The sequence below is a fragment of the Altererythrobacter sp. BO-6 genome (genome assembly GCF_011047315.1).
GTDB lineage: Bacteria > Pseudomonadota > Alphaproteobacteria > Sphingomonadales > Sphingomonadaceae > Erythrobacter.
The window spans coordinates 526,940-551,226 of record NZ_CP049259.1; the positions used below are offsets into that span (position 1 = coordinate 526,940).

Below are 24,287 nucleotides of genomic sequence, written 5' to 3' on the forward strand. Positions count from 1 at the left end.
TGTCAGCGTCCGGATTTGCAAAAGAAAGCGATGATGTGTGACAAGCCACAAGAGTGGGTTGCATCTCGCAGGTTGAGGTTCTTTGCCTGATGGGTAAGTTTGTCCGCCCTTTGCAAGGCGAAATACTGCGGGAAACCCGCAGCGATCAGCGGCGCACGCTGAGATTGTCAGGCCGGGTCTCGTCTTCGGGCGAATGGGCGCAGGCCATGATTGCCAATATGTCCGAGACTGGCCTGATGTTTGAAACCCTTGTTGATCTCGCAATGGGTGAAATCGTGTCGGTCGATCTCCCCTTTATCGGAAGTTGCGACGCAAAGATCGTCTGGAACGACGGCAATTTATACGGTTGTGAATTCCTCACCCCCGTTTCCCAGCACACGATCAGCGCGGCCCTGCTGCAAGCCCCTGGCGATGTTCGGGACAGCGAAATCGAATCCACCGTCGAGGAAATGCCCATAGGCATCAAGCCGACGCTTGAAGAGCTCACCGAATGGAAACTGGAGTTCGAACAAACCAAGGGGTCCAGCGGTTATCGGCTGGTGGGCTTCAGACAGGCTGCCGACGGCATGACTATCGCCATGGTATCGAAAACGAACTGACCTACTGCGCGGAGGATTGCCCCGCTTGACTTTTGGACTGCCAGTTGCGGTAAGCCATAATTGGCTCATCGATTGGCAAATACGCGTTGGTGCCCGGGCAAAAGTGCGGAGTACCGGCAACCCTTTTGGGTAATATCCAGCTGCAGCTCGAACATGATACGTCTTCGATGCTGTCGCAGACTCGGCATTGATGACGCGCAAGCAAAAGGCAGGCCCAGCCAAGCCATGCCGCATGAGAGGCTGTGGGAAATCCTAGGGGATGAATGCGATGAACGATGAAAATACGCAAACGGGTGCGCGTAGCCTGGCTGAGATCGAAAGCGATCTGCTCAAGGCGGAAAAGGCATTCCTCGACGCAGACTCACGCTTCCGGAAAGCGCAACAGGATCGCCGGGCGGCCCTTAGCACCATCGACAAGCACCAGGACGAGCTTGACGAGTGCCTGCTTGCATTGCGCCAACGCAGCGTACCAGGAACAAAGTGGTGCCTTGAGCTAGGCCAGGCCGACGAGACGCTTGACCTCCATTCGGAAGACATCGTGTCGGAAATCTCAGCCGGCGGCTTTGACGGAGCGGAATTGGTGTCCGATGCGACCAGAAAAGCCGCAAAGAAGGACTTCGACATTCTCAGGACATCGGCATCCGCAAACGGAGAGGATCCGGTGCTGAAGGTGGTTTCGACCTCCAAGGGCTAGCAACCGGACCGAACAGCCAACATTCTGCCGGGCGACGGTCTGCCCAGCGCGCAATGGATCTGCAAATCCGACCTAACACCTATGCGCAATACCGCCCTGTCGCTGAGCGATGCTACGCCACTCATCAACGGCAGAACAATGCAGCATCGGCAGACGGATGAGCACTTCCTTGATCCCCGGCCGCGCAAAGCGGCTGCTTGCGAATGCAACGCGATTGGGAAGAGTCGCGCAAGGTCTGCTGCCCAGGAACGCTTCGCTTGCCGTGGTCGGCGGCATTGCCGCGTTCACGCTCGCTGCCGGGCCGCAATACGCCAAGGACTCCTCGTTCAACGGCCATGTCGCATCCGACGGATTGGTGGGTTCCAGTATCAGCGTAAGTTCGCTGTTCGCCTCGTCGTCTCCCAAGGCTCCCTTTAACGGATTGACCCTGGTCGCCGCGCAACCTTTTCACGACAAGAGAGGCGCGATTGATCGTAACAGGGCAGCAGAGTGCCTGGCTGCGGCAGCCTGGTATGAAGCGGGCAATGACCCGGTCGGGCAACGCGCAGTGATTCAGACCGTCGTCAACCGGGTAAACAATGCGAGCTTCCCCAACACATTCTGCGGCGTCGTATTCGAAGGTTCGGAATTGCCGACAGGGTGCCAGTTTACCTTTACCTGCGACGGCTCGCTCGAACGTCGGCGACCTTCCCCGAGTGCATGGAAAAGCGCGTTGGCACTTTCGCAGCAAGCCTTGGCTGGCTTCGTCGAAAAAAACGTAGGCACCGCCACGCATTATCACGCCGCGTACGTGAACCCCTGGTGGAGCGGAAAGCTGGAACGGTTGAGCATGGTGGGCCCGCACATCTTCTATCGCTGGCCGGGAGGAAAAGGGACCTTGTCCGGCCAAAGGCGCCTCGGCACCGAGGGGATATATGACGAACTGCGCGAACGTAGTCTTGCGGAGACCGCTGCGCTGGAAAATGCTACCGTTGTGCCTGGCATTATGCCCGTCGACAAAGGGCCGGTCTATGAACTGTCAGCGCATGCAAACCCGCCCAAGTCGCCGCAGTCTAGCGCAATTTTCCTCACGGTGGAGCAAGGTGAACCGAGTGGCCGTTGGGCAATGGCGGCGATGAAGGCGTGCAAGGGGCAGTCCGATTGCCAGGTGCTTGGCTATGCAGGAAAGGAACAGATGCTGCGCAATCAGGCTGGCGCTCCGGCTGAGCGAAGTCGCCCGATCTTCCTGTTCATCCGCGATGCGGCTTCTGCAATGTCGCTTGCGCTATGGGATTGCGAGAAGGTTGACCGTCCATCTGCAAAGGAATGCCTACCTGCCGACAAGTCCGCGCTGGCCAATCTCCTGCGGGAGCGGCACTGAATTGACTAAGTTTAAAGTTGTCGCGCGCCGTCAGTTGTCGGCAAGCTGAATCCGGCCATGGCCTGCCAGATTGTAGTTCGAAAACCCCCTGGTGCTCGCCCACATCGCCGCCTGCGTCCTGTTGCTGACATCCAGCTTGCGCAAGATCGCTTTGACATGCACTTTCACCGTCGCCTCGCAAACGTCCAGTTCGCGCGCGATCACCTTGTTCGAATAACCGCCCATCAGGCAGCATAGCACATCGCGTTCCCGCGCCGAAAGGTTCGCGCCTTCCATCTCATGCTCAAGATTGCCGGTCGGGACCGGGTGCTCGCCACCATGACGGCTCAGCACATCCGCCAGCTCCGACGGCAGGACCTTTTGCCCAAGGGTTACAAGGCGAAGAGCGGTGGTCAAAGGCTGCGAGCTCATTGACTTGACGATGTAGCCATCAACGCCCGCATCGAAGCATTCGATCATGCTGCTCATTTCGAAATGATCGACCAGCACTGCGATCTTCGCGGTGGGGTGCGCTGCGCTAATAGCCCTGATCGCTTCCATCTGGCCTTCGCGATCATGCAAATCGATCACGACGGAGAACTCATTGTCGAAAGTGGCTTCAACTATTCGGCTGAAGTTTCGACAGGAAACAAGGATGTTGAAACCGTCGGAAGAGAGAATGCGATGCAGCCCTTCGCGAGAGATATCATGCAGGCTCAATAGGCAAAGGTCGCTAGACATTACAAGATTTCCCCGACAACTTCGATTTCGACCCCAAACCGCTCTCGTCAATTAACCACGGTAGGATTTTTTATCGATAATTGCCGTGGCAGCGACTCCGAACGGCTGAGTCGGAGGATGCTGTAATGCGGCTAACAAATCAATGAACTTTTTTAACACGGTTGTAAGTATCCCGAAACGGGACAGCGAGAAACCTGGCAGCGGCCCTGCGATTGCGCTGCGGTGCGCTATCAGCGGCCAGTTCGCTTGCCGCAGCTAACCTGACTTACCTAGAAGAAGGATTCGCGGATAATGATCGTATCTCCGGGAGCGATCTTCAGGGGAGCCTCGCCCAGCTTGATCAGGCGGCTTTCCGGCCAGTCCTGACGCTTCAGCACCACGGCATTCTTCTGCGCACGGGGGGTATAACCGCCAGCTTTGGCGACCGCCTGCTCTAAGGTCAGGTCTCCGCCATGGGGGTATTCGCCAGGCGTGGCAACTTCTCCGAGGATGAAGAAAGGTCGATATTCAAGGATATCGACCGATACCCGCGGATACAGGACATAACCGCCGGCGGCCAATTTTCCTTCGATCAACTGGGCCACCTCACGGGCGGACATGTTCTTGACCGGAATTGGTTCAAGCAGCGGAAGCGAGATCGCGCCGCCGGTCCCTACGGTGTACTCGCCGGTGAGCGTATCTTCATCGAACACGGTGATTTTCAGCTTGTCACCGGCGTCGATCTGATAGCCGGCGGCGATTTCGCTGTTGGCCTGCGAGACGGTGGTCACAGCAAGGTTGTCAGATGCACACGCCGTCGCAAGTCCGCACAATGCGGCAAAGGCTGCCACCTTAAATGCTCGTTGCATCGATCCGCAGATATTTTCGCGCATGCCGCTTCCCTCTCATCCTGCACAAAACAGGCGGTGATCTTCGCACCACTGGCTCTCGGTGGGGTTAAGCCATGCCGCTTTGCCTTTGAATTACCATTTGGAGGGAGAATTGCGGCTTTTAAGACGCTCACGTTAGCCCCTTTGGCTGGATTGGACGTACAACCGATGCGCGATTGTCCACCGGGCAGTTCTGATGGACCTTAAGGTTCTGCAAATCCGTGATTCAAGCGAGTTCCGGAGCTGCGACGGGGCCCTTAACAGATCAGCGATCGAACAACCGATAATCATGCACACCACCAAACATGACAGTGCCATGGCAGATGCTCAGGCAAGCGCAGGAAGCCCGTTCTTCAGCGCGGGCTCGTCGCTCTCGGAGCGAGAGCTGATCACGATGGCATCCGATCTTGTAGCGCCGGCTCACGTGACAGACCGATTTGCCACCCGGATACTCGACGTTACCTTAGCCATCGCGCTGCTTGTTTTTTTGCTGCCCTTACTTGCGCTTGTGGCCGCGGCAATCGCAGCGACCAGCCATGGCCCGATCCTCTTCAAGCACAAGCGTATCGGGCTCTACGGCCGCGAGTTCGGATGCTTCAAGTTCCGTTCCATGCGCACCGATGCTGAAACGCATCTTGCTGCCCTGCTCGACAGGAATGCCGAACTAAGACACGAGTGGGACTGCAACCAAAAGCTGAAGCACGATCCACGCATAACCCCGATCGGCCAGTTTCTGCGCCTGTCCAGCATTGATGAATTGCCGCAGCTGATCAACGTGATCCGCGGCGAGATGAGCCTTGTCGGGCCACGTCCGATCATCCGGGCCGAAGTGCCCAGATATGGCCGCTACATAACAACCTATATCAGCGTCAGGCCGGGCATCACCGGGATATGGCAAGTATCCGGCCGCAACAATCTTTCCTACCGCCGCCGGGTAGCGGCAGATGTACTTTATGCGAGATCGAGGAGCCTTTGGCTCGATTTGAAGATCCTGTTCATGACTATCCCGGCGGTCATTTCGGGAAAGGGATCATGCTGATGCGCAGCTTGCCGGATCACCAGGCCAAGAAAAAGACGAGCGACCAAAGCGCAATGGCGACTGGCGCAGCGAACAGGAAGCCGCGCCCAAAGCTGCCGCACTTGGCGATCCCATCACGCACGCGCCGTGACTTGCCTGCTCTGGAAGAGTCTTTCACGCCCATTGCACTAGCCATAATGGTTATCGACTTACTCCTTTGGGCTAGTTTTTTCCAGAGGGCAATTGTTGGCATCGCAGCGAGGCTGCAAATTGCGTGGGCGGCCCTTTTGCGCCGTACAGGGTACCACGTTCAAGGACTAAGCCGGGACGCGCGCCGCGCCAAGCCGGGCGTCATTTTACGCGCGATTGACCGCTTGATGCAGGAAGTCGAGGACCTCGCGTTTGTTTTCTGCCTCGCCCTGTTGCCTCGGCGCCGTAGCAATGGCTCTGCCTACAAAGCCATCTCGCTTAGGGCAGCATCAGGGCCAAGGCGGAATCGCGGTCTTATCCTGCGACTGGCAGGTTTCGTTTGCATGAGCTTGGTCGCACCTCGCCTCGCTCTTGCCGAAGCACCCGAAGTCGTCACGCCGGTTGAGCTGTTCGATGCGGATCCCGGAGAGGGTGTGCGGGTGTCGCCCGGGTTCGTGCTGTATCCCAGGGCAACAGTCGATCTCACTTATGACAGCAACATTTACAATGACGACGAGCAGAAGACCGAAGATGGTCTGGCCTCGTTCAGGCCAGCCCTGACCCTGAGGTCCGACTTCAGCCGCCATGAAGTCAGCCTGGAGGCCGACGCCGATATTCGGCGCTACTTCGATATCTCGGACGAGAACAGCGAGCAGTACCGATTGAACGCAAGAGCACTCATGGAATTGGGCTATGGCATCAATGTCAGGGCGATTGCCGGCTATCAGCGCGGGATCGAGCAGCGCGGGACTGCGGGCGACGTATTCTTCACGGATGAGCCTGTCGTATTCCATGAGAAACGGGCCGGATTTGAAATTGAGCGGTCAGCCAACCGGCTGGGTCTGGTGTTCGCCGGTAATGTTCTGAAACGGCAATATTCGAATACGACAAGCGGCGCGGCACCTGTCGATCTTTCAACCCGTGACGTGAACATTCGCACGGCAAGGCTGCGCGCGGATCTGGGCATGAATGCCAAGACAAGGATTTTCGGCGAGCTTAGCGGAAACCAGATCGATTATCAGCTGCCCGTGAACCCATCTCGGGATTCGAGCGGCTATGCCGCATTGGTCGGGGTAAGGCACGAAGTGACCGCGCTGATCGATGTAGAGATTGGTGTTGGCTACATCCGTCAAAACTTTGACAATCCCTCGCTTAGTTCGGTCGGCGAGTTGAACTACAGGCTTACCGCCAGTTGGACCCCGATGCCGCAATGGCGACTAACCGCCAGTGCCAGCCGCGTAATCGATCCGAGCCGGAGCTTCGAAGCCCCGGCCGTCGTGGCAACCGAATTCAGGGTGGGCGGACAGCGCGCCATCGGCGATCGCCTGCTGGTCGGCGCGGAGGCCGGATACCTCGACGAGGAATTCAGGGCTACGCCGCGCAATGACAAGCGCTTCTTCGCGTCCGTGTCCACAAACTACAGACTGGCTGACAACATCGGGCTGATCCTGACCGGGAGCTATCGCAATCAGGACGGAGGGGAGTTCGGCCGGTCATACAAAGGTGCCGCTGGTTCAATTGGCCTGCGGGCATCGTGGTGAGGGTGGAGTGGTTGAAATGCGGCGATTGGCCAGGCTTGTTCTCCCCGTCCGCTCTTTTGGAGATCGGAAATGAACGGGTCGACTGATCTTGTAATGGCTGACGGTTCCGTCGGTCGCGCCATCGCCAACGCCAGCGCAAATTCGCTGGTGGCGGCGGACCGCATGGATCTGACGGAGAGCGTTAGCTTCTTTCGACGTCAGTTCAAAATTATCGCCTTGACCACTTGCGCTGCATTTGCGTTGGGCCTGCTGGCCTCTCTTTTGATGGGACGAACCTACCGGGCTGATTCCACTGTGATGTTGACCAATGATGCCGCGATCGTGACACAGTCGACTGCGGCAAGTTCCCCTCAGCCGATCCTCAATGCAGAGGTTGTCGACACCCAGATCGAGATCATAACTTCCCAGCAGATGGCCAAACGTGTGGCCCAATCCTTAGGCATGACGGAAGGCCTGTCGGGCGAGGACGAGCGTGACTTGATCGATGAGCTCCAGGAGAATGTGTCCGTAAGCCGCGCTGGAGAAAGTTACGCGATGGGCATTGGCTATGAAGCGAGCGAGGCAAGAGCGGCCGCCGAAATCGCTAACGAGTTTGCGCGCCAGTTCGTGGACTGGGATGTCGACGCAGAGAAACAACGCAACCTTGAAGCCAAGAAGATCGTGGAACAACGCCTTTCCGAACTGCGCGATCAGGCCCAGGCCGACACACAGGCGCTGCAGCAATACAGGATAAACAACAACCTGCTCAGCACTTCGGGCGCTTCCCTGACGGAACAGGAGATTGCCACCTACAATCAGGAAGTAACGTCTGCACGTGCGGCAGCTGCAGAAGACCAGGCACGGCTGCGAACCGCTCTCGCCCAGCTCAGGTCGGGATCGACCGGCGACGACGTTGGGGAAGCGTTGGACTCACCGGTCATCTCGTCACTTCGTTCGCAGGAAGTACTGGCAGCAACGACCGTTGCCGACCTCTCTGCGAAATACGGCCCTAACCACCCGCAGCTTATTCGGGCGCAAAGCCAGCTCGACGAAGTCAGGCGCAGGATCGAAGCAGAGATCAGCCGGGTCATCTCGAACCTTCGAGCCAGGCAGGAAGTCTCGGGGCAACGGCTTGCTTCACTGACATCCAGCCTTGCTTCTGCGCGCGGCCGGCTTTCCCAAAACAATGATGCGATGGTCGGGCTGAGTGAAATGGAACGGACGGCCCAGGCGTCCCAGGAAATCTACGAAACCTATCTAAACCGGTTCAAGGAACTGATCGCAGCGGAAGGAAGCGAAAAGCCGAACGCAGAGATCCTGACCCTGGCAGAGCCACCGCTCCTTCCGGCCTCGCCCAATATCCCGTTGAACCTGGCGCTGGCGCTCGTGATCGGGTTAGGGCTGGGAATAGTGGCGGCCTACATCAGGGAAGCCATGTTCCATGGCATCTCGTCGCCCGACGAAGTGGAGCGCGATCTGGGTCTGACCTGCCTTGCCTCTATCCCGCTCCTGTCTTCGATGAACGATGGCGCGGATCATCCGGCAACCGCTATCCAGGACGCCCCGAGATCGGTCTTTGCCGAATCGTTCCGTTCGCTTGGTGCATCAATCGATCTCGCCACGCAGGGACAGGCACAGGTCATAGCCATCACCTCCGCTCTGCCCAATGAAGGCAAGACCGTGATGTCCTGCTGCCTCTCAAGCGTTCTGGCCGCAGGCGGGATGCGCACGATGCTGATCGATTGCGACTTGCGCCGCCAGGGCATCAGCCGCTTGCTCAACATGCAGGCTGGCCAGAAGGGCCTGATCGATGTGCTGAAGGGCACGGCACCCATCGATCTTGAGCAATATGATGGCGACAATGTTTTCTGCGTCCTGCCGCTGTCGCCGAGCAGCGAGGAACCGGAGCACCTGTTGCGGGGGCAGGAATTCGTCGACCTGCTGGAACGGCTGCGTGGTCACTTTGACCGGATCATCCTGGACTTGCCCCCCGTTCTTCCGATTGCCGCCACTCGAATCCTGGCAAGCCGTGCCGACGTGGTTGTGCTGGCGACCAAATGGCGCTCGACCTCAAAGTTTGCGATCCGCGCAGCCTTGCGGCGGCTTCCGCCAGACAAGGTCAATGTGCTGGGTGTTGCCTTGAGCGGCGTGGACATGAACCGCCGCTCCTTCCTCAATCCTCATGACCCCTATTTCTATTACGCCCAATACAAGGAATATTATGAGGAGACCGGACTAAGTCGGCGCTAGAGCTGGGAAACTCCGTGTCCAACATCCCATTTTCTGAACGCCGCGTCGCAATAGTACACTACTGGTTCGTCGCCATGCGGGGCGGCGAGCGGGTAGTCGAGCGTTTGCTGCATCTGTTCCCCAACGCCGATCTGTTTACCAATGTCTATGCCCCGGACAGCATGTCTCCGTCCCTCAGGAAAGCACCGATCAAGGCGGGGTTTGTCAATCGCCTCCCTTTCGCCCGGCGGCTGTACCAATATTACCTGCCACTGATGCCGATCGCGCTCGAAGGGCTGGACCTGAGCGAATACGACTTGGTAATCAGCAGCGAAGCCGGCCCCGCCAAAGGTGTAATCACCCGGCCTGATGCATTTCATTTGTGCTATTGCCACTCGCCGATGCGCTATCTGTGGGACCAGTACCACCAATACCGCACAGAGGCCTCATTGCCAGCCAAGCTTGCAATGCCGCTGATGTACCACCGCTTGCGCCAATGGGATGTGACATCCAGCGCGCGCGTCGATCAATTCGTGGCCAATTCGCACTTCATCCAGCAGCGGATCCGCAAGGTCTGGCGCCGTGAATCGGAAGTGATCCATCCGCCGGTCGAAACCAGTCTTTTCGGACCCACAAACGATCTGAGCGACAACTATCTGTGGGTCGGGCAGATGGTGCCCTACAAAAGGCCCGACTTGGCTGTAGAGGCATTCAATGCGCTCGGCCTACCGCTGACCATGGTCGGCACGGGAGGGATGCTCAAGAACTTGCGAGCCATGGCAAGGCCCAACATCACCTTCATCGAAAGGCTGGATTTCGCGTCGCTCAAATCGGCCTATGCCCGCAGCAAGGCGCTGATCATGACCGCGGAGGAGGATTTCGGGATAACCCCGGTCGAAGCGATGGCTTCGGGCCGCCCGGTGATCGCTTTCGGGCGCGGGGGTGCCAAGGACAGCGTTGTGCCAGGGGAAACCGGGGTCTTTTTCGACAGGCAGAACAGTGATGCGCTGATCGATGCTGTGGAGCGAACCGAGGTGTTTCTCGATCAATTCGATCCGCAGACCGCCATTGCACATGCGCGTCGCTTCGCACCAGAGGAATTCGACCGGAAAATCATGAAGTTGCTGGACGCAGGCTGAGCGGAGGCGGCGATGGAACTGACCTTCATCGGTATGATCCAGATCGTGATCGGCGCCTATGTCGTGCTCGTCGGCAGCGTTCGCAGTGCCGTGATCTTCCTTGTCGCGAGCGCGCTGTTCGAAGGTTCGGCAGCCATATTACTTCCTGGATTGGGAGGCTCTTCGATCCCTCCAGTCCAATTTGCGCTTATGTTCACAACGCTGAGAATCCTCGCTCCCAAGGGCGGATATCTCGGGTTGCTGCCAAACTCTGTGATCGACAACAAATGGTTCGTTCTATTTGCGGTCTACGGTATCGCTTCCGCCTATCTGGCTCCTCGCATTTTTGACGGTGCGGTCAACGTTTTCCCTATGCGTCCGAGCGAGACCCTGGGGCCGTTCGACACAATTCCCTTACGGCCAACGGCACAAAACCTGACAGCAGCCTTCTATCTTCTCGGCGCGCTCTTGCTGACAATATCCGGCTATGTCTTTGCCCGCATCCGGTCCGGGCCCGGCGCCCTGGTTTCGGCGCTTTTGCTCGCAAGCTGGTTTCATGTTGCATCCGGTCTTGTTGACCTCGCCACCCGTGGAAGCGCCTTCGAAGCGATTTTGACGGCCTTTCGCAATGGTGGCTACTCGATGCTCGACCATTCCGCTTCCGGCTTCATCCGGATCAGGGGCGTCCTCCCTGAAGCTTCCACCTATGCCGGCCTGGGTTTCACTCTGTTTCTTGCCTGCGCCGAATTCTGGTATCGATCCATCCGTCCTGTAGCGACGGGGCTCACCGCTTTGGCCATGGCGCTCATGCTGGTATTGAGCACCGCATCAACCGCCTATGTCGCAATGGCTGCCTATGGCTTGTTCTTTGTGTTCCGCGCAGCCCTTTTCCCCCATGTCACACCGCGCGACAAACTCGCTCACACTGCCATTGCCATGTTCGGTATTCTGTTTGTGCTAAGCGTTCTGATCGCGCTTGCTCCAGGACTGCCCATCGGGGTCTACGAACTGGTCATGGACATGACATTCGGGAAGTCAGACAGTTTTTCGGGCCAGCAGCGGTTGTTCTGGGCGCTGCAAGGGTGGGACAGCTTCATTGCATCTTACGGCCTTGGTATCGGCCCCGGAAGTTTCCGGTCCTCTAGCATAGTCACCGCAATCCTCGGATCGACCGGAGTGATTGGCACGGTGTCCTTCGCCCTTTATCTGAAAGCCGTGTTGCAAGCTTCAAAGAGATCGACTTGGTCAACCGGACCAAGCGAACTCCAGTCGATCGGCGGCGCGCTTGCGGTTGCGGCTTTTCTAAGCCTTGTTCCTGCAGCAGTCTCTTCGCCCAATGTCGTACCTCGCGCATTGTTCTCCATCATGGCCGGGGCTGCCATCGCCATGCGGAGCCGATTGCCTGACCTGATCAATGCAGCGGACCAGGACGTTGCCGGCGTGCGATGGAAGCCCTGATCCGAAGCAGAGCAGACCCTGGCAACCGAGAAGCAAATCTCAAGAAACAGGGGAAAAGTCCACGCATATCATAATCTGCGACAGGCAAGGATTTACCACTTTCGGGTTCCTTCCTTTGCTTCCTTCGGCGTCCTGCATGAATGGTCTAGTCTCTCGTCAAGATGAAATTGCCGGGCAAACGCAGCGAATGACACCAGAGAAGTCAATCGAACGCAGGAAACTGAGGATCTGGGCTGTAGTCGCGTCGGTCGGCAGGGCGGATCTGCTCTGCCAGACCATTGCGCGCTACCCGCTGCAATCGCGCCCGGCCGACGGCGTGCTGGTTGTCGGCAGCGATCCGCAGGACGTCGCGGGACTGGCGGAAGCCTGCCCCGGCGTCGAGATCGTCCTTTCGGAAAAAGGCCTATGCAAGCAGCGCAATGCAGCGCTCCGCCGCCTGCGCGAAAAGTGTGACGTCATCGTATTTTTCGACGACGATTTCCTGCTCGAAGAGCATTACCTGGAAAACCTTGAGCGGCATTTCGCGGCCAATTCGCAGCTTGTGGGCCTGACCGGCGTTCTGATTGCCGATGGCGCGCATACGACCCCGATCGACTTTGCGGACGGGGCACGCATGCTGGATTCCGGCGCGGCTTTGCCATACGGGCGTGAAGAGCCCATCAGCTGGTTGTATGGCTGCAACATGGCATTCCGGACCAGCGCAACCGAGGGCCTGCAGTTCGACGAGGCGCTGCCGCTTTATGGCTGGCAGGAAGACGTAGACTTCAGCAACCAGGTTGCGCGCAAAGGCCAGATGATCCGTTCACCTTCGCTGACCGGTATCCATCTCGGCACCAGCGGTGGCCGGCAATCCGGCTTGCGGCTGGGTTATTCCCAGGTTTCGAACATCATATACCTGCTGCGCAAGGGCACGATCGACCCATGGCGCGGCTTATCGCTGATGATGCGGAATATCCTGATGAACTGCGGGCGCAGCCTATGGCCAGAACCGAATATCGATCGCCGCGGCCGACTTGCAGGGAATTTCCTCGCACTCGCTGATCTCACGAGGGGGCGAGTTGATCCCGGTCGGATCGTTTCCTTGTAGCCATTTACTCGGGAGCGAGACGATTTTTTCCTCTGCAAATCATCGCGTTAGGTATTGCCTGCTTGGCTCCGTTCTTACCGACGTGACAAGATACTGACGGTGTCTAGCCAAGCTTTATCAGATGTTTCGGCGCATCCTGCGGGCGGGCGGGCCCTGCGGATCGCAGTCATATTCGAAGACCCCCCCAATCCACCGGCCTGGGGCATTCGATTGATCAAGAATATCCTTGCCGAACAACAACTGGAATTGTGCGCCCTGATCAGGCCAGTCGCCAATGCGATGATCAAAGGTGGAGGGGTGCTGGCAAGGGCATGGTTTTCGATCGAACAAGCGACAGTGTCGCGACCAAAAGCAGCAAGTCCCGGCTTTCCCGCTTTGGCCGACCAAGAGCTGCCCTTGTTCGGCGCTACCGACAGTGATGCCCTGGCGGCTTTGGACCTCGACGTAATCCTCGACTTCTCGGATCAATATGGCCTCGCCTGCGACAGAAAATTGGCCCGCCATGGCGTCTGGTTCTTGGGATTTCCGGTAAACGATCCGGCCATGGCGGGCTTGGCCGAGCTCGTATCGCGAGAGCCAGCCGCCCGCATCGCGTTGTTCCGCCGGGTTTCGGGTGAAGAAGTACCGCTCGGCATTGAAGAGGGGCTGCTCAACCTGAAATTTGCCGCTTCGCGCACCGGCCAATTCATGCTCGAAATGGCAATCCCGCTATTGCTGCGCGAGTTACGTTGGACCTATCGCGTCGGGCAGCCGAGGCATTCCGGATCGCTTGCGTTCCAGGTCAGGAATGCCCCAGATTTGGTGCAAACACTGAGGTATATTCCGACCTTTTTCAGCAGGTTGGCGAAGAAATTGCTGGACGAGGTGAGCGCACGCGCTCGGCTCCGTCCGAACATGTTCCATCTGATATCGGCAACCTCAGGCTTGCTTGAATTCAACCCGAAATCCGCCGACTCCATCATTTCCGAGAACAATTCGCTTTATGCCGACCCTTTCCTCTGGGAACGGGATGGTGAATGCTTCTGCTTCTTCGAGGAATATGACTATCGCGCAGACCGCGGGCATATCAGCGTGGGCAGGTTCGAGAATAACCAGCTCATCGAAATTCGGCCCGTCCTGAAGCGCGATTATCATCTGTCGTTTCCCTTTCTGTTCGAGGACGAAGGCACGCTTTTCATGATGCCGGAAAGCTTTAACGCCAACCGGCTGGAAGTTTGGAAATGTGTTTCGTTCCCTGACCAGTGGGAGCTTTACGCGACGGCATTTGAAGGATGCTGGGCAGCAGACTCAACACTATCGAAGATTGGCGATAGCTGGTGGCTGTTCAGTAACATCGCGACAGACGCATTCCTCGATACAAGCACAGCGCTTTACATCTTTCAGGTCGATGGGCCTGACCTGGCCGATCCCCGGCCGCATGCCTGCAACCCGGTAATCTTCAATGCCCGGCAAGCGCGGAACGGGGGAAGGATAATCGAGATAGGTGGCGATCTGTTTCGTATCTCTCAAGACAACTCCCATGGGCGATATGGCTATGGCCTCAACATCATGAAGATTTCCCGCCTTTCACTCACCGAATACGAAGAGGAGCGAGTAGCAACTCACTTGCCTGACTTCGCAGAAGGGATCGACGGTTGCCATCACTTGGATATTCGCGGCGGACGAGTGGTCATGGACGTACGGAAGAAATTCGGTGGCTTTGCCGGGCTCGTAAGATGGTCAGCAAGACGCCCGCGATTATCATTCAACCCCCTATCAATGGTTGCGCGTACCGGAAGGATGGCTTGCAGACGGCGTCCAGAGCGCAGGTCCGGAGCTGACCAATGCCAGCGATAGGCCAGGTTGTTATCATCAACGATTTCTCCAGCGCGAACGGCGGCTCGGCGGCAATCGCATTACAGGCAGCCCGGCAATATCGCCGGCTTGGCCTGCCCGTTACCTACATCTGCGGCGATGCGGCCAATCCCGAACTCGAGCGCATTGGGGTGTCAACGGTTGCCCTCAATTCCGGTCCTTTGCTTGAGCTATCCCGTCTGGAAGCCATGCGAAAAGGGATCAACAACTCTGCTGCCGAAGCGATCATTTCCAACTGGATCCGCCGCCATGATACCGCCAACACGGTCTATCATCTTCACAGCTGGGCCCAGATCCTGTCGTCGGCAGTGTTCCGCGCGCTGCGGCCGGTCGAGGATCGACTGATCGTAACCTGCCACGATTTCTTCAATGTCTGCCCGAATGGAGGCTTCACGAATTTTCAGAAGTCCGCGCCCTGCGATCTACGCCCGCTGTCACTCCCATGCCTAGTCACCAATTGCGATCGACGCAGTTACCTACAAAAGGGCTGGCGCGTTGCGCGACAGGTCAAACTCAATCACACGGCAGATTTCGCGAGTAGCGCAGCCACCTTCACATTCCTGCATGAGCGCATGCGAAGCAGGTTCGTGGCTGCCGGATTCCCGGCCAAGAACCTGGCAACTGTACCCAACCCGGTCGAGCCATGGAGCAAAACAAGGATTGCAGCAGAAGACAACGAAGGCTTCCTTTTTGTCGGACGGATCGGCCGGGACAAGGGCGCCGATCTGGCCATTGGGGCCGCTGAACGTTCGGGACAGGAGCTAATTCTGGCGGGTACAGGCGAGCTTGCAGATGAACAGTCCACCTCGCACGAAGGCATCAAATTTGCAGGCTGGCTTGGTAGTCAGGAAATTGCCAGCCTGGCGCGCAAAGCTCGCGCACTGATCGTGCCCAGCAGGGTGGTTGAGCCTTTCGGGCTGGTCATCCTTGAAGCTGCCATGAGCGGCCTGCCCGTGATCGTGGCATCGCACGCATACCTGGCTGAGGACGTCATGCGGATCGGATGCGGAAGGGCCTTCGATATCGCTGAGCCCCAGCAGTTGGCCAGCATGATGGCCTCGCTTGCAGAAGATGATGATGCGATCGAACGAATGAGTAAAGCGGGCTACGCTCAGGCCGGTTCACTCGGCCTGACTTCCGCAAGGTGGCTTGAAGCATTCGTGGAGCTGTTCGAGAACAAACTCGGTTGAAGTCAGATATCCCTTGGCCGCCGCACCTCCGCCGCCGGCTCATGATCGGGCGTACCAACGGTGTTCCTCACCACGCAATCAAACAGCTACTCCCTTTGGGAACAAGACCCAGCGCGTTTGGTCTAAGCACAGTGCGCGTCTCCCGCGCTGGAGTGGAACAAACTATAAGGGGCTCAGACAAAGGACTAGAGATTCACCATGGCGGTTTGGCCGGGCACCTGTGCGACACCGGTGCGCCTTTGGATCTCTTGGAAAGGGCGGACTCAATGAAGGTTCTTCTGACTGGGCATATGGGTTACATCGGGTCTGTTCTCGCACCCAAGTTACTTGATCAGGGCCATCAAGTTGTTGGCCTCGACAGCGCACTTTTCGAGGGGTGCAACTTCTTGCCGGAACGGGCCAAGATCGCTTCGGTAGCGGGTGATGTTCGCGAGTTTGTGCAGGATCCGGCAAGGGCGAACGAGCAACTACACGACATTGATGTTGTCATCCACCTGGCCGCTCTTTCAAACGATCCACTGGGCGATTATCGGCCAGGTCTCACCCAGGAGATCAATGCGCAAGCATCGATAGAACTTGCACGATGCGCCAAACGAGCCGGGGTGACTAGATTCGTGTTCGCGTCATCCTGTTCGAATTATGGCGCATCGGGCGACGGCTTTATTACCGAGCAAGGTACGCTAAACCCTGTCACTGCTTACGGTCGATCGAAGGTAGAGGCCGAGATCGGCATTTCAATGTTGGCGGACGAGACCTTCAGTCCAACTTTTCTCCGGGCCTCGACAGCTTATGGCCTGTCCCCGCTAATTCGTATGGACCTCGTGGTGAACAATCTGACCGCTTGGGCATGCACAACGGGAGAGGTTCACTTGATGAGCGACGGTTCGCCGTGGCGCCCGATCGTACACGTCGAAGATATCGCTGCAGCATATATCGCTACAATCGAAGCCGACCGTTCAGAGATCCATAACGAGGTCTTCAACGTCGGCCAGACAACTGAGAATTATCAAATCCGCGAGATCGCAGAGATAGTGCGTGATGTTGTGCCCGGCTCGAAAATCGGCTTTTCGGACGAGGCGAGTCCCGACGTGCGCAACTATCGGGTGGACTGCAACTACATTGCTCGCAAGTTGCACAACTTCAAGCCGCAGTGGACCTGCAAGCGAGGGGTTGAGCAACTCTTCGAAGCCTTCACGTCAAACGGTCTGACGTTCGACCAATTTAACGGGCCGCGTTTCAAGCGCATAGCTCATATGAAAGAGCAGATAGAGCGGGGGTCGTTTAACGATGACCTGTTTCCGGTGCGCGAAATTGTAAACGTCTGAAAACTAGCCAAATTGGGAAAATGGATTTTGTCCACACGGTAAATTGCCGTAATACTCAAGCGGTCCGGTCTTCCCACCATCTGTGGCAAAGTAATTCGACTTTATTAGAAATTGAGTAACGGTTGTACGCCGAAAGTTTTTATACTTCTCAGTCGAGCCAAGAAGCATATCAACCCCTTGTGCCGACAGAGCAGCAGATAAAAGTACAAGCTTATTCAAGCTATCAAGCCGATTGCCGTGAAGTTCCGAAACGTAGTCCCTAGCGAAATGTTCTAGCGCAGCAGAGGGAATAGTCGCATCCGGCAAAGCGCGCTTTGTCATTGCGATGACAAAGTCTTCTTCTCGCGAATAGCCAAGTCTGCCGCCAATGATTGCGGCTCCAGCGAGTGCGCTTGCTCCAAATCCAATGATCAGCTTGCGTCGCGTCGTCCAAGGTGTCTTGATTTCCATTTTAAATCGCCCAACGTCAGATTTCATTACCCAATTTCAGGGACATGGCGGCACATGTCAGGCTTGGCACCGCCCAGCTCGTCGTCGGGAATACCGAGGTGCCGACCACCACCAGGTTCCTCAGCTGATGATGCACTTGCCTAGCGTCAACTACAGAAGTCGCGGGATCCATCCCCATACGCAAAGAGCCCTGTATATGATCAGTGGTGGGGAGAATCCTGCGCAGCTCTATGCTTTCGATGGGCAGCGAAGAGAATATTTCCGGGATTTTGCCAATCGCGAAATTCAGGCCTTTGATGGCATATTCGGAGAAGCCGCTGTGTCTAATGAAGGGGACTTCCCCGCCATCATCAATGACGGCGTTTTCTTCGTAGAGTAAGTCCTCCACAGTAATGCCGATCGGTACAACCTGACGGTATCGGTTGGGAGGATCAAGCCGCAAGCCTCCCCACAAGAAGCTGTTGTTGGTCCAATACTGGACAGCGCCGTGCTCCGACCGGAAATCGCCATCTATGTAACTGAGTTCGAATCCGGTCGTGGCAGTGCCACCATCAAAATGATCCATGCCATCCAGCATGATCTCTACAAATGCGAGCATCTTTTCGCCAAGAAATTTACCCGGTCCGCCGCCAAGGATGCCTGACTGCTGCAAGATAAATGGCGAATGAATCCCGTTGGCACCTAATACAATCAGATCTCCCCTTACTCTATAGTACCGACCCTCGCTCTCAAATAGGACCGCTTCGGCAGTAGATCCTGATGTCTCGAGCAGCCGCACTCTCGCTCCCGTGCAGATGGTGAGGTTGGGCGCCTCCCAGACGTCAACCATATCATCGATGGCATAAAATCTGGCGCCAGTCGGGCATAGCGAGCAGGTGCCATTATTGCAGCAAGCTCCGCGATTGCGCTCACCGCTTGTAAGTTTAGCTTGTGGAGCGGCAAAAAACGTATTGGGGCGATCCGCCTTGATCAGCCTTTCCGTGCTGCTGAAATGATGTTGCTTTTGCGGGAAATTTCCTGCCCCTGGGAAAACCTTGCTAACGTCTTCAGCGCCGGCAACTTTCATGATTACTTCAGCTGCATGATAATAGTCGGCGATGTCTTGATAAGAAATTGGCCAATCCAGACCTATTCCATATCTGGAATTCAATTCGAAGTCGTTCGGATGCATACGGGCAGCCATGCCCTGCCAGCAGTTCGTCCCTCCCCCGAGCCCGATATTAAAATTCCAGTCTTTCTCGCCCTGGTTCTGAATCGTCGAGTTATGATCAATCGCTGAGTTCTTCTGGTGGTCGAGTTGCCACTGTCGAGAATGATGTCTGCCCCATTCAAGCACCAAAATCCGCTGAGTTGGATGGCGCCTTATATAGTTCCGCAGGAAAAAGAGTGATCCAAAACCCGAGCCGATCACGATCACATCCCAGCTGTCGCGCTCAAGCTCGCTTGCGGCAGCAACGCTAATCTCCATATGCGAACTTTCTTTCCTGCTGACGATCAATCAGTTGCCATGCGCTTATGATGCGGGATCTTCATGAAATCATATCTTCTGCAAAATGCCACCTCAACCTGCTCATAAGCTGTAGCCAGATCGTAGCTTTCACCGAGGGAGCGTTGTTGCCCTACCCCATTAGGGGGGGCAGCGGTCAAATTCGCCTTCCGGCAGTTGCACTCGCACCGCGCCCGCAGGCCCAGAGTTTACAACACGCTAAACGAACGAAACAGCAGCAACACTAGCTGGAATCAGCCTAGCCTTTTGCGATGCCAGATCGCCAATCGATCGTAGATTTGAGACCCGAGTCGAGATCGTGAACCGGCGACCAGCCTGTGGCTGATTTCAGCTTTGTCACGTCAGCGACAATCCGCGGTGGCTCGTCCATTCGATCGGCGAGCGCTCCGATTTCAAGCAGGTCCTCACGCCCGCAAAGCTCGGAGGCCCGCTTCGCAAGAGATGCAATTGAGACACCCTTGCCGGTCGCCACGTTGAACGTACCACTGCTCCCAGTCACGGCAAGGTCCACCAACGCTTCACCCATGTCACCAGAATATCCGAAATCACGGATTGCTCTGCCGCTCGCAGTTTTGGCCACCTCCCCCTTAAGCATTCGATCCAGCAGTTGGGGTACGAGCCGTTCCGGGTTCTCGTATGGGCCGTACATATAGAACAGTCGCGCCCATGAAAGCGAACCGCCTGCTCGATCTGCCTGGATATGAGCCTGCTCGGCGAGTTCCGCCTTCGCACGTCCGTATATAGAGGCCGGTGAAATGGGAGTTTCGTCCTCGATGCAATCGCTTTCGCTCGGCGCATCGTACTCTGCACATGTACCACATCCAACGATGTGCCCGCCGGTTTCATCCCAATATTCGCGAAATAGTGCCAGGCTGGCATCGCGCCACGCCAGATTTTCCTGCAAATGCCAAAGCCCCGCTCCTTTTGATCGAGCCCAAGCCGCGTGAATGAGCGCACGAGGCCTGTATTCGGCAAACAGCTTACGGGCACTGCCTTTCTCGAGAAGGTCTACCGAGTGCCAAGGCACGGCAGAAGGATCGCTGATGCCAGCCTGGGTCCCAATTGCCAACACGTCGACGTCACGCGATTGCAGCGCGCGCAGCACGGCATGCCCAACAAAGCCACTGGCCCCCGTAACAGCGACCAAATCACGCGCCATTTATCCCCTCTCGATATTCAAGCTCTTGCCCCATTCAAGCTAATCCAAATGCGCAAATGATATGACTGCCTCTTACCACTACATTCATTCGATTGCTGCAGCCAAGGGGGCACCGATGAAAGCTGTCATTCTCGCCGGAGGGCTGGGGACTCGCTTGAGTGAGGAAACCTCTATTCGGCCAAAGCCAATGGTTGAGATTGGCGGCAAGCCAATCCTTTGGCATGTGATGCGACATTACGCGCATTTTGGAATAAAAGAATTCGTCGTATGCTGCGGCTATAAGGGAGAGTACATAAAGGATTATTTCCTTAATTACCGTAATATAACCAGCGATTTCACGATTGATCTGGGAAACGGGGAGATCCATTTCAACAATCCCATCGAAGAAGATTGGAAGGTTACTTTGATCGATACGGGGGCCGATTCAATGACAGGTGGCCGTATTGCGAGAGTACGGCAGGCGATTGGCGACAACCCATTCTGCCTGACCTATGGTGACGGAGTCTCGAACGTCCCGATCGACCAGTTGCTCGAATACCATGCATCGCATGGCAAATGGGCTACGGTTACTGCAGTTCGCCAACCGGGCCGCTTCGGTGCTTTAGGCATAAGCGAAGAAGGAATTTCCGTAACTGGTTTCCGCGAAAAGGGTATCGGAGATGGCGGATATATAAATGGCGGTTTTTATGTGTGTGAACCCCAGGTCTTCGATCTTATTGAAGATGATGCCACAGTTTGGGAACGCGAGCCGATGGAGCGCCTGGTTGAACTCAGCCAGTTAGTTGCTTTCCGTCATGAGGACTTCTGGCAGTGCATGGATACTCTAAGAGACAAGAGCTATCTAGAAGAAGTCTGGGCAAGTCCTGATTGCCCGTGGCGGCTGGTCTATTCGCACTCGTCGAACCACACCGACAAAAGGGCCCCTGCAAGCGCCGGGCAGCCCATGATGGCAGACCGGATCCTCAAGGCTGTCTAAATTGAAATTATCGATGCCAGCATAAGCATCTTCAAGCTTTGATGCTGGAACTGAGAGAAGGTTCTGAGCGCCTCGCAGGTCCCAATATGGCGCTAGGAGAACCGCGCGAAAGGGTTGGCGCAGCCCTGTGCCAGCCCGATGTATTCGATGCTCTTTTCCGGCGATGACCTCTGGAAAAGCGTTGAGCCAAGCATGAATAAAGTTGTGACTCGACGCTTGAAGTTAAAATATGGTGCCTGATCCGAGAGCATTGCATCGAGGGCGTCAAACCCGACCAGCCGCTGGACAGACATAAGCGCCTTGACCTCCAAGACCTCATCAGCGTTGAAATACAGATAATCCGCAGCAAATTTTTGTGCGGCGCCTGGCGCAATCGGTTCGCTTGAGAACGCATGCCGGATGAACCCGGCCAAAAAGTCCTCGGGCCTGCCGTTGATTGCATAGATTCCTCCCGCACCGGCCAGCGCCGCCGTTGCGCCGCCTGCCATTAGCAAGTGTCTGCGGGTTAGTCCGGCCACGGTTACCTCATGCCAAGATGTTCTTTGCTGCGCGAAGCGATAGCGCCGCAGCAGTGAGTGAAGGATTAGCGCTTCCGCAGGTTGGGAATGTCGAAGTCCCGACCACGATCAGGTTGCGAATGGCGTGGCTTACCAGATTGTGGTCAACAACCGATTCCTCAATGGATCGGCCCATCCTAAGCGATCCCTGGACATGTCCCATGGTCGGCTCAATGCGGTGGAACCGGATGCTTTCGACCGGTAATGGCGCAAGTATTTTCGGCAAGCAATCAAGTGCATTCTGCAGCCCGGCCATCGCGTAATCGGAATATCCCTTGAACTTGACTAACGGCTTGTCACCACCATCGTCGAAGACGCCGTTGTCATGATCGAAAACGTCCTCAACATAGAAAATGAGACCCATGTTTTCGCGCCAACGCCCAGGTTCCAGACGCAGCCCCTGCTTGAACCCGTTCTGCACGACCATAACAGCAGAGGAATGATCCTTGGAACGCCCGTCCTCCACGATGCCGATATTGAATGCTGTGCTGTCAGTTCCGCCGTCGTAGTGATTCAGACCATCGAACATCACTTCCACCGAGGCGAGCATTTTCTCACCCAGATATCGCCCTACCCCATGACCGGAAATTCCGGATCGCAACATAATGAAAGCGGAGTGGATGGCGTTTGCGCCCAGGACACAAAGGTCACAGGAAACCGTGTAGTCGCGACCTCTGCTCTGAAATTGAACGGATTTCGCGACGCCACTGGCTGTTTCGATGTAATGTACCTCGCTGTTTATGCAGATCGAAACCGACGGATGGTCAAGCACATCTGACATTGAGTTCAGGCCTGTGAACTTGGCGCTTACCGGGCAAAGATTGCAGCTTGAACTGGAACAGCATCGTCCCCGAGATGATACCGAGCGCGAGAGTTTGGCGGTTGGCATCGGGAAGTGATGCTGGTCACCTGCGGCAACCAGCATTTCGTCCGCAGTCGTCATTCTGTGCGGGGGCTGGGGGTAGTTCGACGAGCCCGGATAACTCCTTTCGAGTTCGGGCGACCCTGCAATTAGCATTATACGCTCTGCCTCTTGCCAGTAAGGTACAAGGTCGTCGTATCGGATCGGCCAGTCCGCTCCGAAACCCAACCGGGTCTTTAGGTCGAAGTCGGTGGGATGAAGACGAGGCGTCAGTCCCCACCAGCAGTTCGTGCTACCGCCCAAACCGATCGTGAAGTCCCACGGCTTTTCTACCTCGCCCCCACGACGGAAAGTATCAAGCGGGTCAATCTCTGAATTCTTCTGGTTTTGGAGCTGCCACTCATGGTTGTGGTAGCCACCTTTCTCCAGGATCAAAACGCGGTCGTGGGGTCTGTTCTGCAGATATTTGTAAAGGAAAAACAAGGATCCGAAGCCAGATCCGATAATCACGACGTCCCATGCGGCAGCCGCTGAAGCTTTGTCGGGTGTAACGAACTGCATGGCTCGTTCCTTCAGTAGGCCTCAAGCGTCAGACCTTTACCACTTCATCCGGGGCAAAGCGTAAAACACCGCCTTGAGGTTTCTCCCCTTCATCGTATCTGGAAACGATATCTGGCGCGATTTCCTGTTCGTCCGAGATACGCCGGAAATCTCGCAGCGCGGTGCCAGTCGAAGCATTATCGACGTTTCTGGCCCCGATCCCATGGCGGACATGTTCGATATCGACGATGCGAAAATCTATGCTGAATCTGGTCATGCCACTGACATTGTCGGATGTCGCGTGCAATTGATTGGCCGAAAAAATCACCGCGCCGCCAACCGGCAGAACCATCTGCACCGCTCCCGGATGCTCAAGCGCCGCGTTGGGTTGAGGGATGCCGCGATTGTCTTCACCCATGCGATGTTGCGCGGCGTTCTTGCGGCCCGTCGCATTCCAATTGTATATGTTGAAGTCGTTTGACGAGTTCGCCACCGCACTTTCTACATAATGGGGGTAGAACTCCATCGAACATTCGCGTGTCATCGGGAAAATCGGGAGCCAAAACTGGATCTGCTGCATTGGCGCTGACCACCAGGTATCGCGATGGGGCGGCTGCTTGTGCCCTACTCCCGAAACCAGATAGCCGTCGCTACTGACCACACGCATTCGCGGGACATCAAGATAGGTTCGCCAAGGATCGAATCCCAGCTCGGCCAGATACGCCTTTTGCAGGATCCTTGTTTGCGGATCATGGATGAAGCGCGGCTTCACGTTCGCTGCACGCGCAACGAAGTCGTCGATGTCGAGAACATGCTGTGCGGTACGCGGGTCATACGGATGGAATGCCTCTTCCACCATTGTGCGCGCGTGTGCGCAAAGCTCGATACTTGCGGGAGTAGGAGGCAGCAATACAATCTGGCCCCGGTAGATCGCCAACTCTTCCTCTTCGATCGGAGCGTTCAACCCCACCGTGACGGCAATAGCGTTCCTGTCGCTTTGTCTCAT

At 56.5% G+C, this 24,287-nt stretch carries 21 protein-coding genes; 13 read left to right on the forward strand and 8 right to left on the reverse strand.

The genetic code is table 11. The annotated features are described in order from the left end of the window. Positions 1-89: 89 nt before the first annotated feature. The 3 genes from G6N82_RS02545 (at position 90) to G6N82_RS02555 (ending at position 2,653) form a co-directional block, all read left to right on the forward strand. On the forward strand, positions 90-599 hold the full coding sequence (locus tag G6N82_RS02545) for a PilZ domain-containing protein (RefSeq protein ID WP_165193422.1): 510 nt from the start codon (positions 90-92) through the stop codon (positions 597-599). Between the two features lie 268 nt (positions 600-867). Then, positions 868-1,293, forward strand: a complete 426-nt coding sequence (locus tag G6N82_RS02550) for a hypothetical protein (protein WP_165193425.1) — start codon at positions 868-870, stop codon at positions 1,291-1,293. 157 nt (positions 1,294-1,450) lie between these two features. Then, the gene (locus G6N82_RS02555; protein ID WP_165193427.1) at positions 1,451-2,653 is read left to right on the forward strand and encodes a cell wall hydrolase; all 1,203 of its coding nucleotides are present in this window, start codon (positions 1,451-1,453) and stop codon (positions 2,651-2,653) included. 30 nt (positions 2,654-2,683) lie between these two features. On the opposite strand, the gene G6N82_RS02560 is transcribed toward G6N82_RS02555, so the two are convergent. Together G6N82_RS02560 and G6N82_RS02565 are read right to left on the reverse strand one after the other, a co-directional pair. Further along, the gene (locus tag G6N82_RS02560) at positions 2,684-3,373 is read right to left on the reverse strand and encodes a response regulator transcription factor (protein WP_165193430.1); all 690 of its coding nucleotides are present in this window, start codon (positions 3,371-3,373) and stop codon (positions 2,684-2,686) included. Positions 3,374-3,642: 269 nt separating this feature from the next. After that, positions 3,643-4,245, reverse strand: a complete 603-nt coding sequence (locus tag G6N82_RS02565) for a polysaccharide biosynthesis/export family protein (RefSeq protein WP_165193432.1) — start codon at positions 4,243-4,245, stop codon at positions 3,643-3,645. A gap of 193 nt (positions 4,246-4,438) precedes the next feature. Here G6N82_RS02565 and G6N82_RS02570 point away from each other — a divergent pair, with 193 nt between their 5' ends. From G6N82_RS02570 to G6N82_RS02610, 9 genes are all read left to right on the forward strand, one after another. Beyond that, entirely contained in the window at positions 4,439-5,281 is an 843-nt protein-coding gene (locus G6N82_RS02570; protein WP_241255165.1) for a sugar transferase, read from the forward strand. After that, on the forward strand, positions 5,275-6,990 hold the full coding sequence (locus G6N82_RS02575; protein WP_165193435.1) for an outer membrane beta-barrel protein: 1,716 nt from the start codon (positions 5,275-5,277) through the stop codon (positions 6,988-6,990). Before G6N82_RS02570 ends, G6N82_RS02575 begins: the two co-directional genes overlap by 7 nt. Positions 6,991-7,059: 69 nt before the next feature. Beyond that, on the forward strand, positions 7,060-9,219 hold the full coding sequence (locus G6N82_RS02580) for a GNVR domain-containing protein (RefSeq protein WP_165193438.1): 2,160 nt from the start codon (positions 7,060-7,062) through the stop codon (positions 9,217-9,219). A 74-nt stretch (positions 9,220-9,293) separates the two neighbouring features. Beyond that, a complete protein-coding gene (locus G6N82_RS02585) occupies positions 9,294-10,337 on the forward strand; it encodes a glycosyltransferase (RefSeq protein ID WP_165197893.1) in 1,044 nt (347 codons plus the stop codon). 12 nt (positions 10,338-10,349) lie between these two features. Then, positions 10,350-11,774: a glycoside hydrolase gene (locus G6N82_RS02590; RefSeq protein ID WP_165193441.1), complete on the forward strand. Its 1,425-nt coding sequence runs from the start codon at positions 10,350-10,352 to the stop codon at positions 11,772-11,774. Positions 11,775-11,961: 187 nt separating this feature from the next. Further along, positions 11,962-12,861, forward strand: coding sequence for a glycosyltransferase (locus G6N82_RS02595; protein WP_241255166.1), 900 nt, complete (start codon positions 11,962-11,964; stop codon positions 12,859-12,861). Between the two features lie 210 nt (positions 12,862-13,071). Further along, positions 13,072-14,697, forward strand: a complete 1,626-nt coding sequence (locus tag G6N82_RS02600) for a hypothetical protein (protein WP_165193444.1) — start codon at positions 13,072-13,074, stop codon at positions 14,695-14,697. Then, positions 14,685-15,905 carry a glycosyltransferase family 4 protein gene (locus tag G6N82_RS02605; RefSeq protein WP_165193447.1) on the forward strand — a complete coding sequence of 407 codons (1,221 nt, stop codon included), beginning with the start codon at positions 14,685-14,687 and terminating at the stop codon, positions 15,903-15,905. The genes G6N82_RS02600 and G6N82_RS02605 overlap by 13 nt, the downstream gene beginning before the upstream one ends. Before the next feature lie 266 nt (positions 15,906-16,171). Next, on the forward strand, positions 16,172-17,230 hold the full coding sequence (locus tag G6N82_RS02610; protein WP_165193449.1) for an NAD(P)-dependent oxidoreductase: 1,059 nt from the start codon (positions 16,172-16,174) through the stop codon (positions 17,228-17,230). 3 nt (positions 17,231-17,233) lie between these two features. On the opposite strand, the gene G6N82_RS02615 is transcribed toward G6N82_RS02610, so the two are convergent. The 3 genes from G6N82_RS02615 to G6N82_RS02625 form a co-directional block, all read right to left on the reverse strand. Then, a complete protein-coding gene (locus tag G6N82_RS02615; RefSeq protein ID WP_206520281.1) occupies positions 17,234-17,707 on the reverse strand; it encodes a hypothetical protein in 474 nt (157 codons plus the stop codon). Next, positions 17,697-19,148, reverse strand: a complete 1,452-nt coding sequence (locus G6N82_RS02620; protein ID WP_165193454.1) for a GMC family oxidoreductase — start codon at positions 19,146-19,148, stop codon at positions 17,697-17,699. The genes G6N82_RS02615 and G6N82_RS02620 overlap by 11 nt, the downstream gene beginning before the upstream one ends. Before the next feature lie 277 nt (positions 19,149-19,425). Then, positions 19,426-20,346 carry an NAD(P)-dependent oxidoreductase gene (locus tag G6N82_RS02625; RefSeq protein ID WP_165193456.1) on the reverse strand — a complete coding sequence of 307 codons (921 nt, stop codon included), beginning with the start codon at positions 20,344-20,346 and terminating at the stop codon, positions 19,426-19,428. Between the two features lie 115 nt (positions 20,347-20,461). Here G6N82_RS02625 and rfbF point away from each other — a divergent pair, with 115 nt between their 5' ends. After that, a complete protein-coding gene (rfbF, locus tag G6N82_RS02630) occupies positions 20,462-21,322 on the forward strand; it encodes a glucose-1-phosphate cytidylyltransferase (RefSeq protein ID WP_165197897.1) in 861 nt (286 codons plus the stop codon). A gap of 92 nt (positions 21,323-21,414) precedes the next feature. Here rfbF and G6N82_RS02635 read toward each other — a convergent pair whose 3' ends face one another. From G6N82_RS02635 to G6N82_RS02645, 3 genes are read right to left on the reverse strand one after another with little or no spacing between them, the layout of a single operon-like run. Then, a complete protein-coding gene (locus G6N82_RS02635; RefSeq protein WP_165193458.1) occupies positions 21,415-21,810 on the reverse strand; it encodes a hypothetical protein in 396 nt (131 codons plus the stop codon). Positions 21,811-21,847: 37 nt separating this feature from the next. Beyond that, entirely contained in the window at positions 21,848-23,302 is a 1,455-nt protein-coding gene (locus G6N82_RS02640; RefSeq protein ID WP_165193460.1) for a GMC family oxidoreductase, read from the reverse strand. Between the two features lie 28 nt (positions 23,303-23,330). Then, positions 23,331-24,287: a hypothetical protein gene (locus tag G6N82_RS02645; RefSeq protein ID WP_165193462.1), complete on the reverse strand. Its 957-nt coding sequence runs from the start codon at positions 24,285-24,287 to the stop codon at positions 23,331-23,333.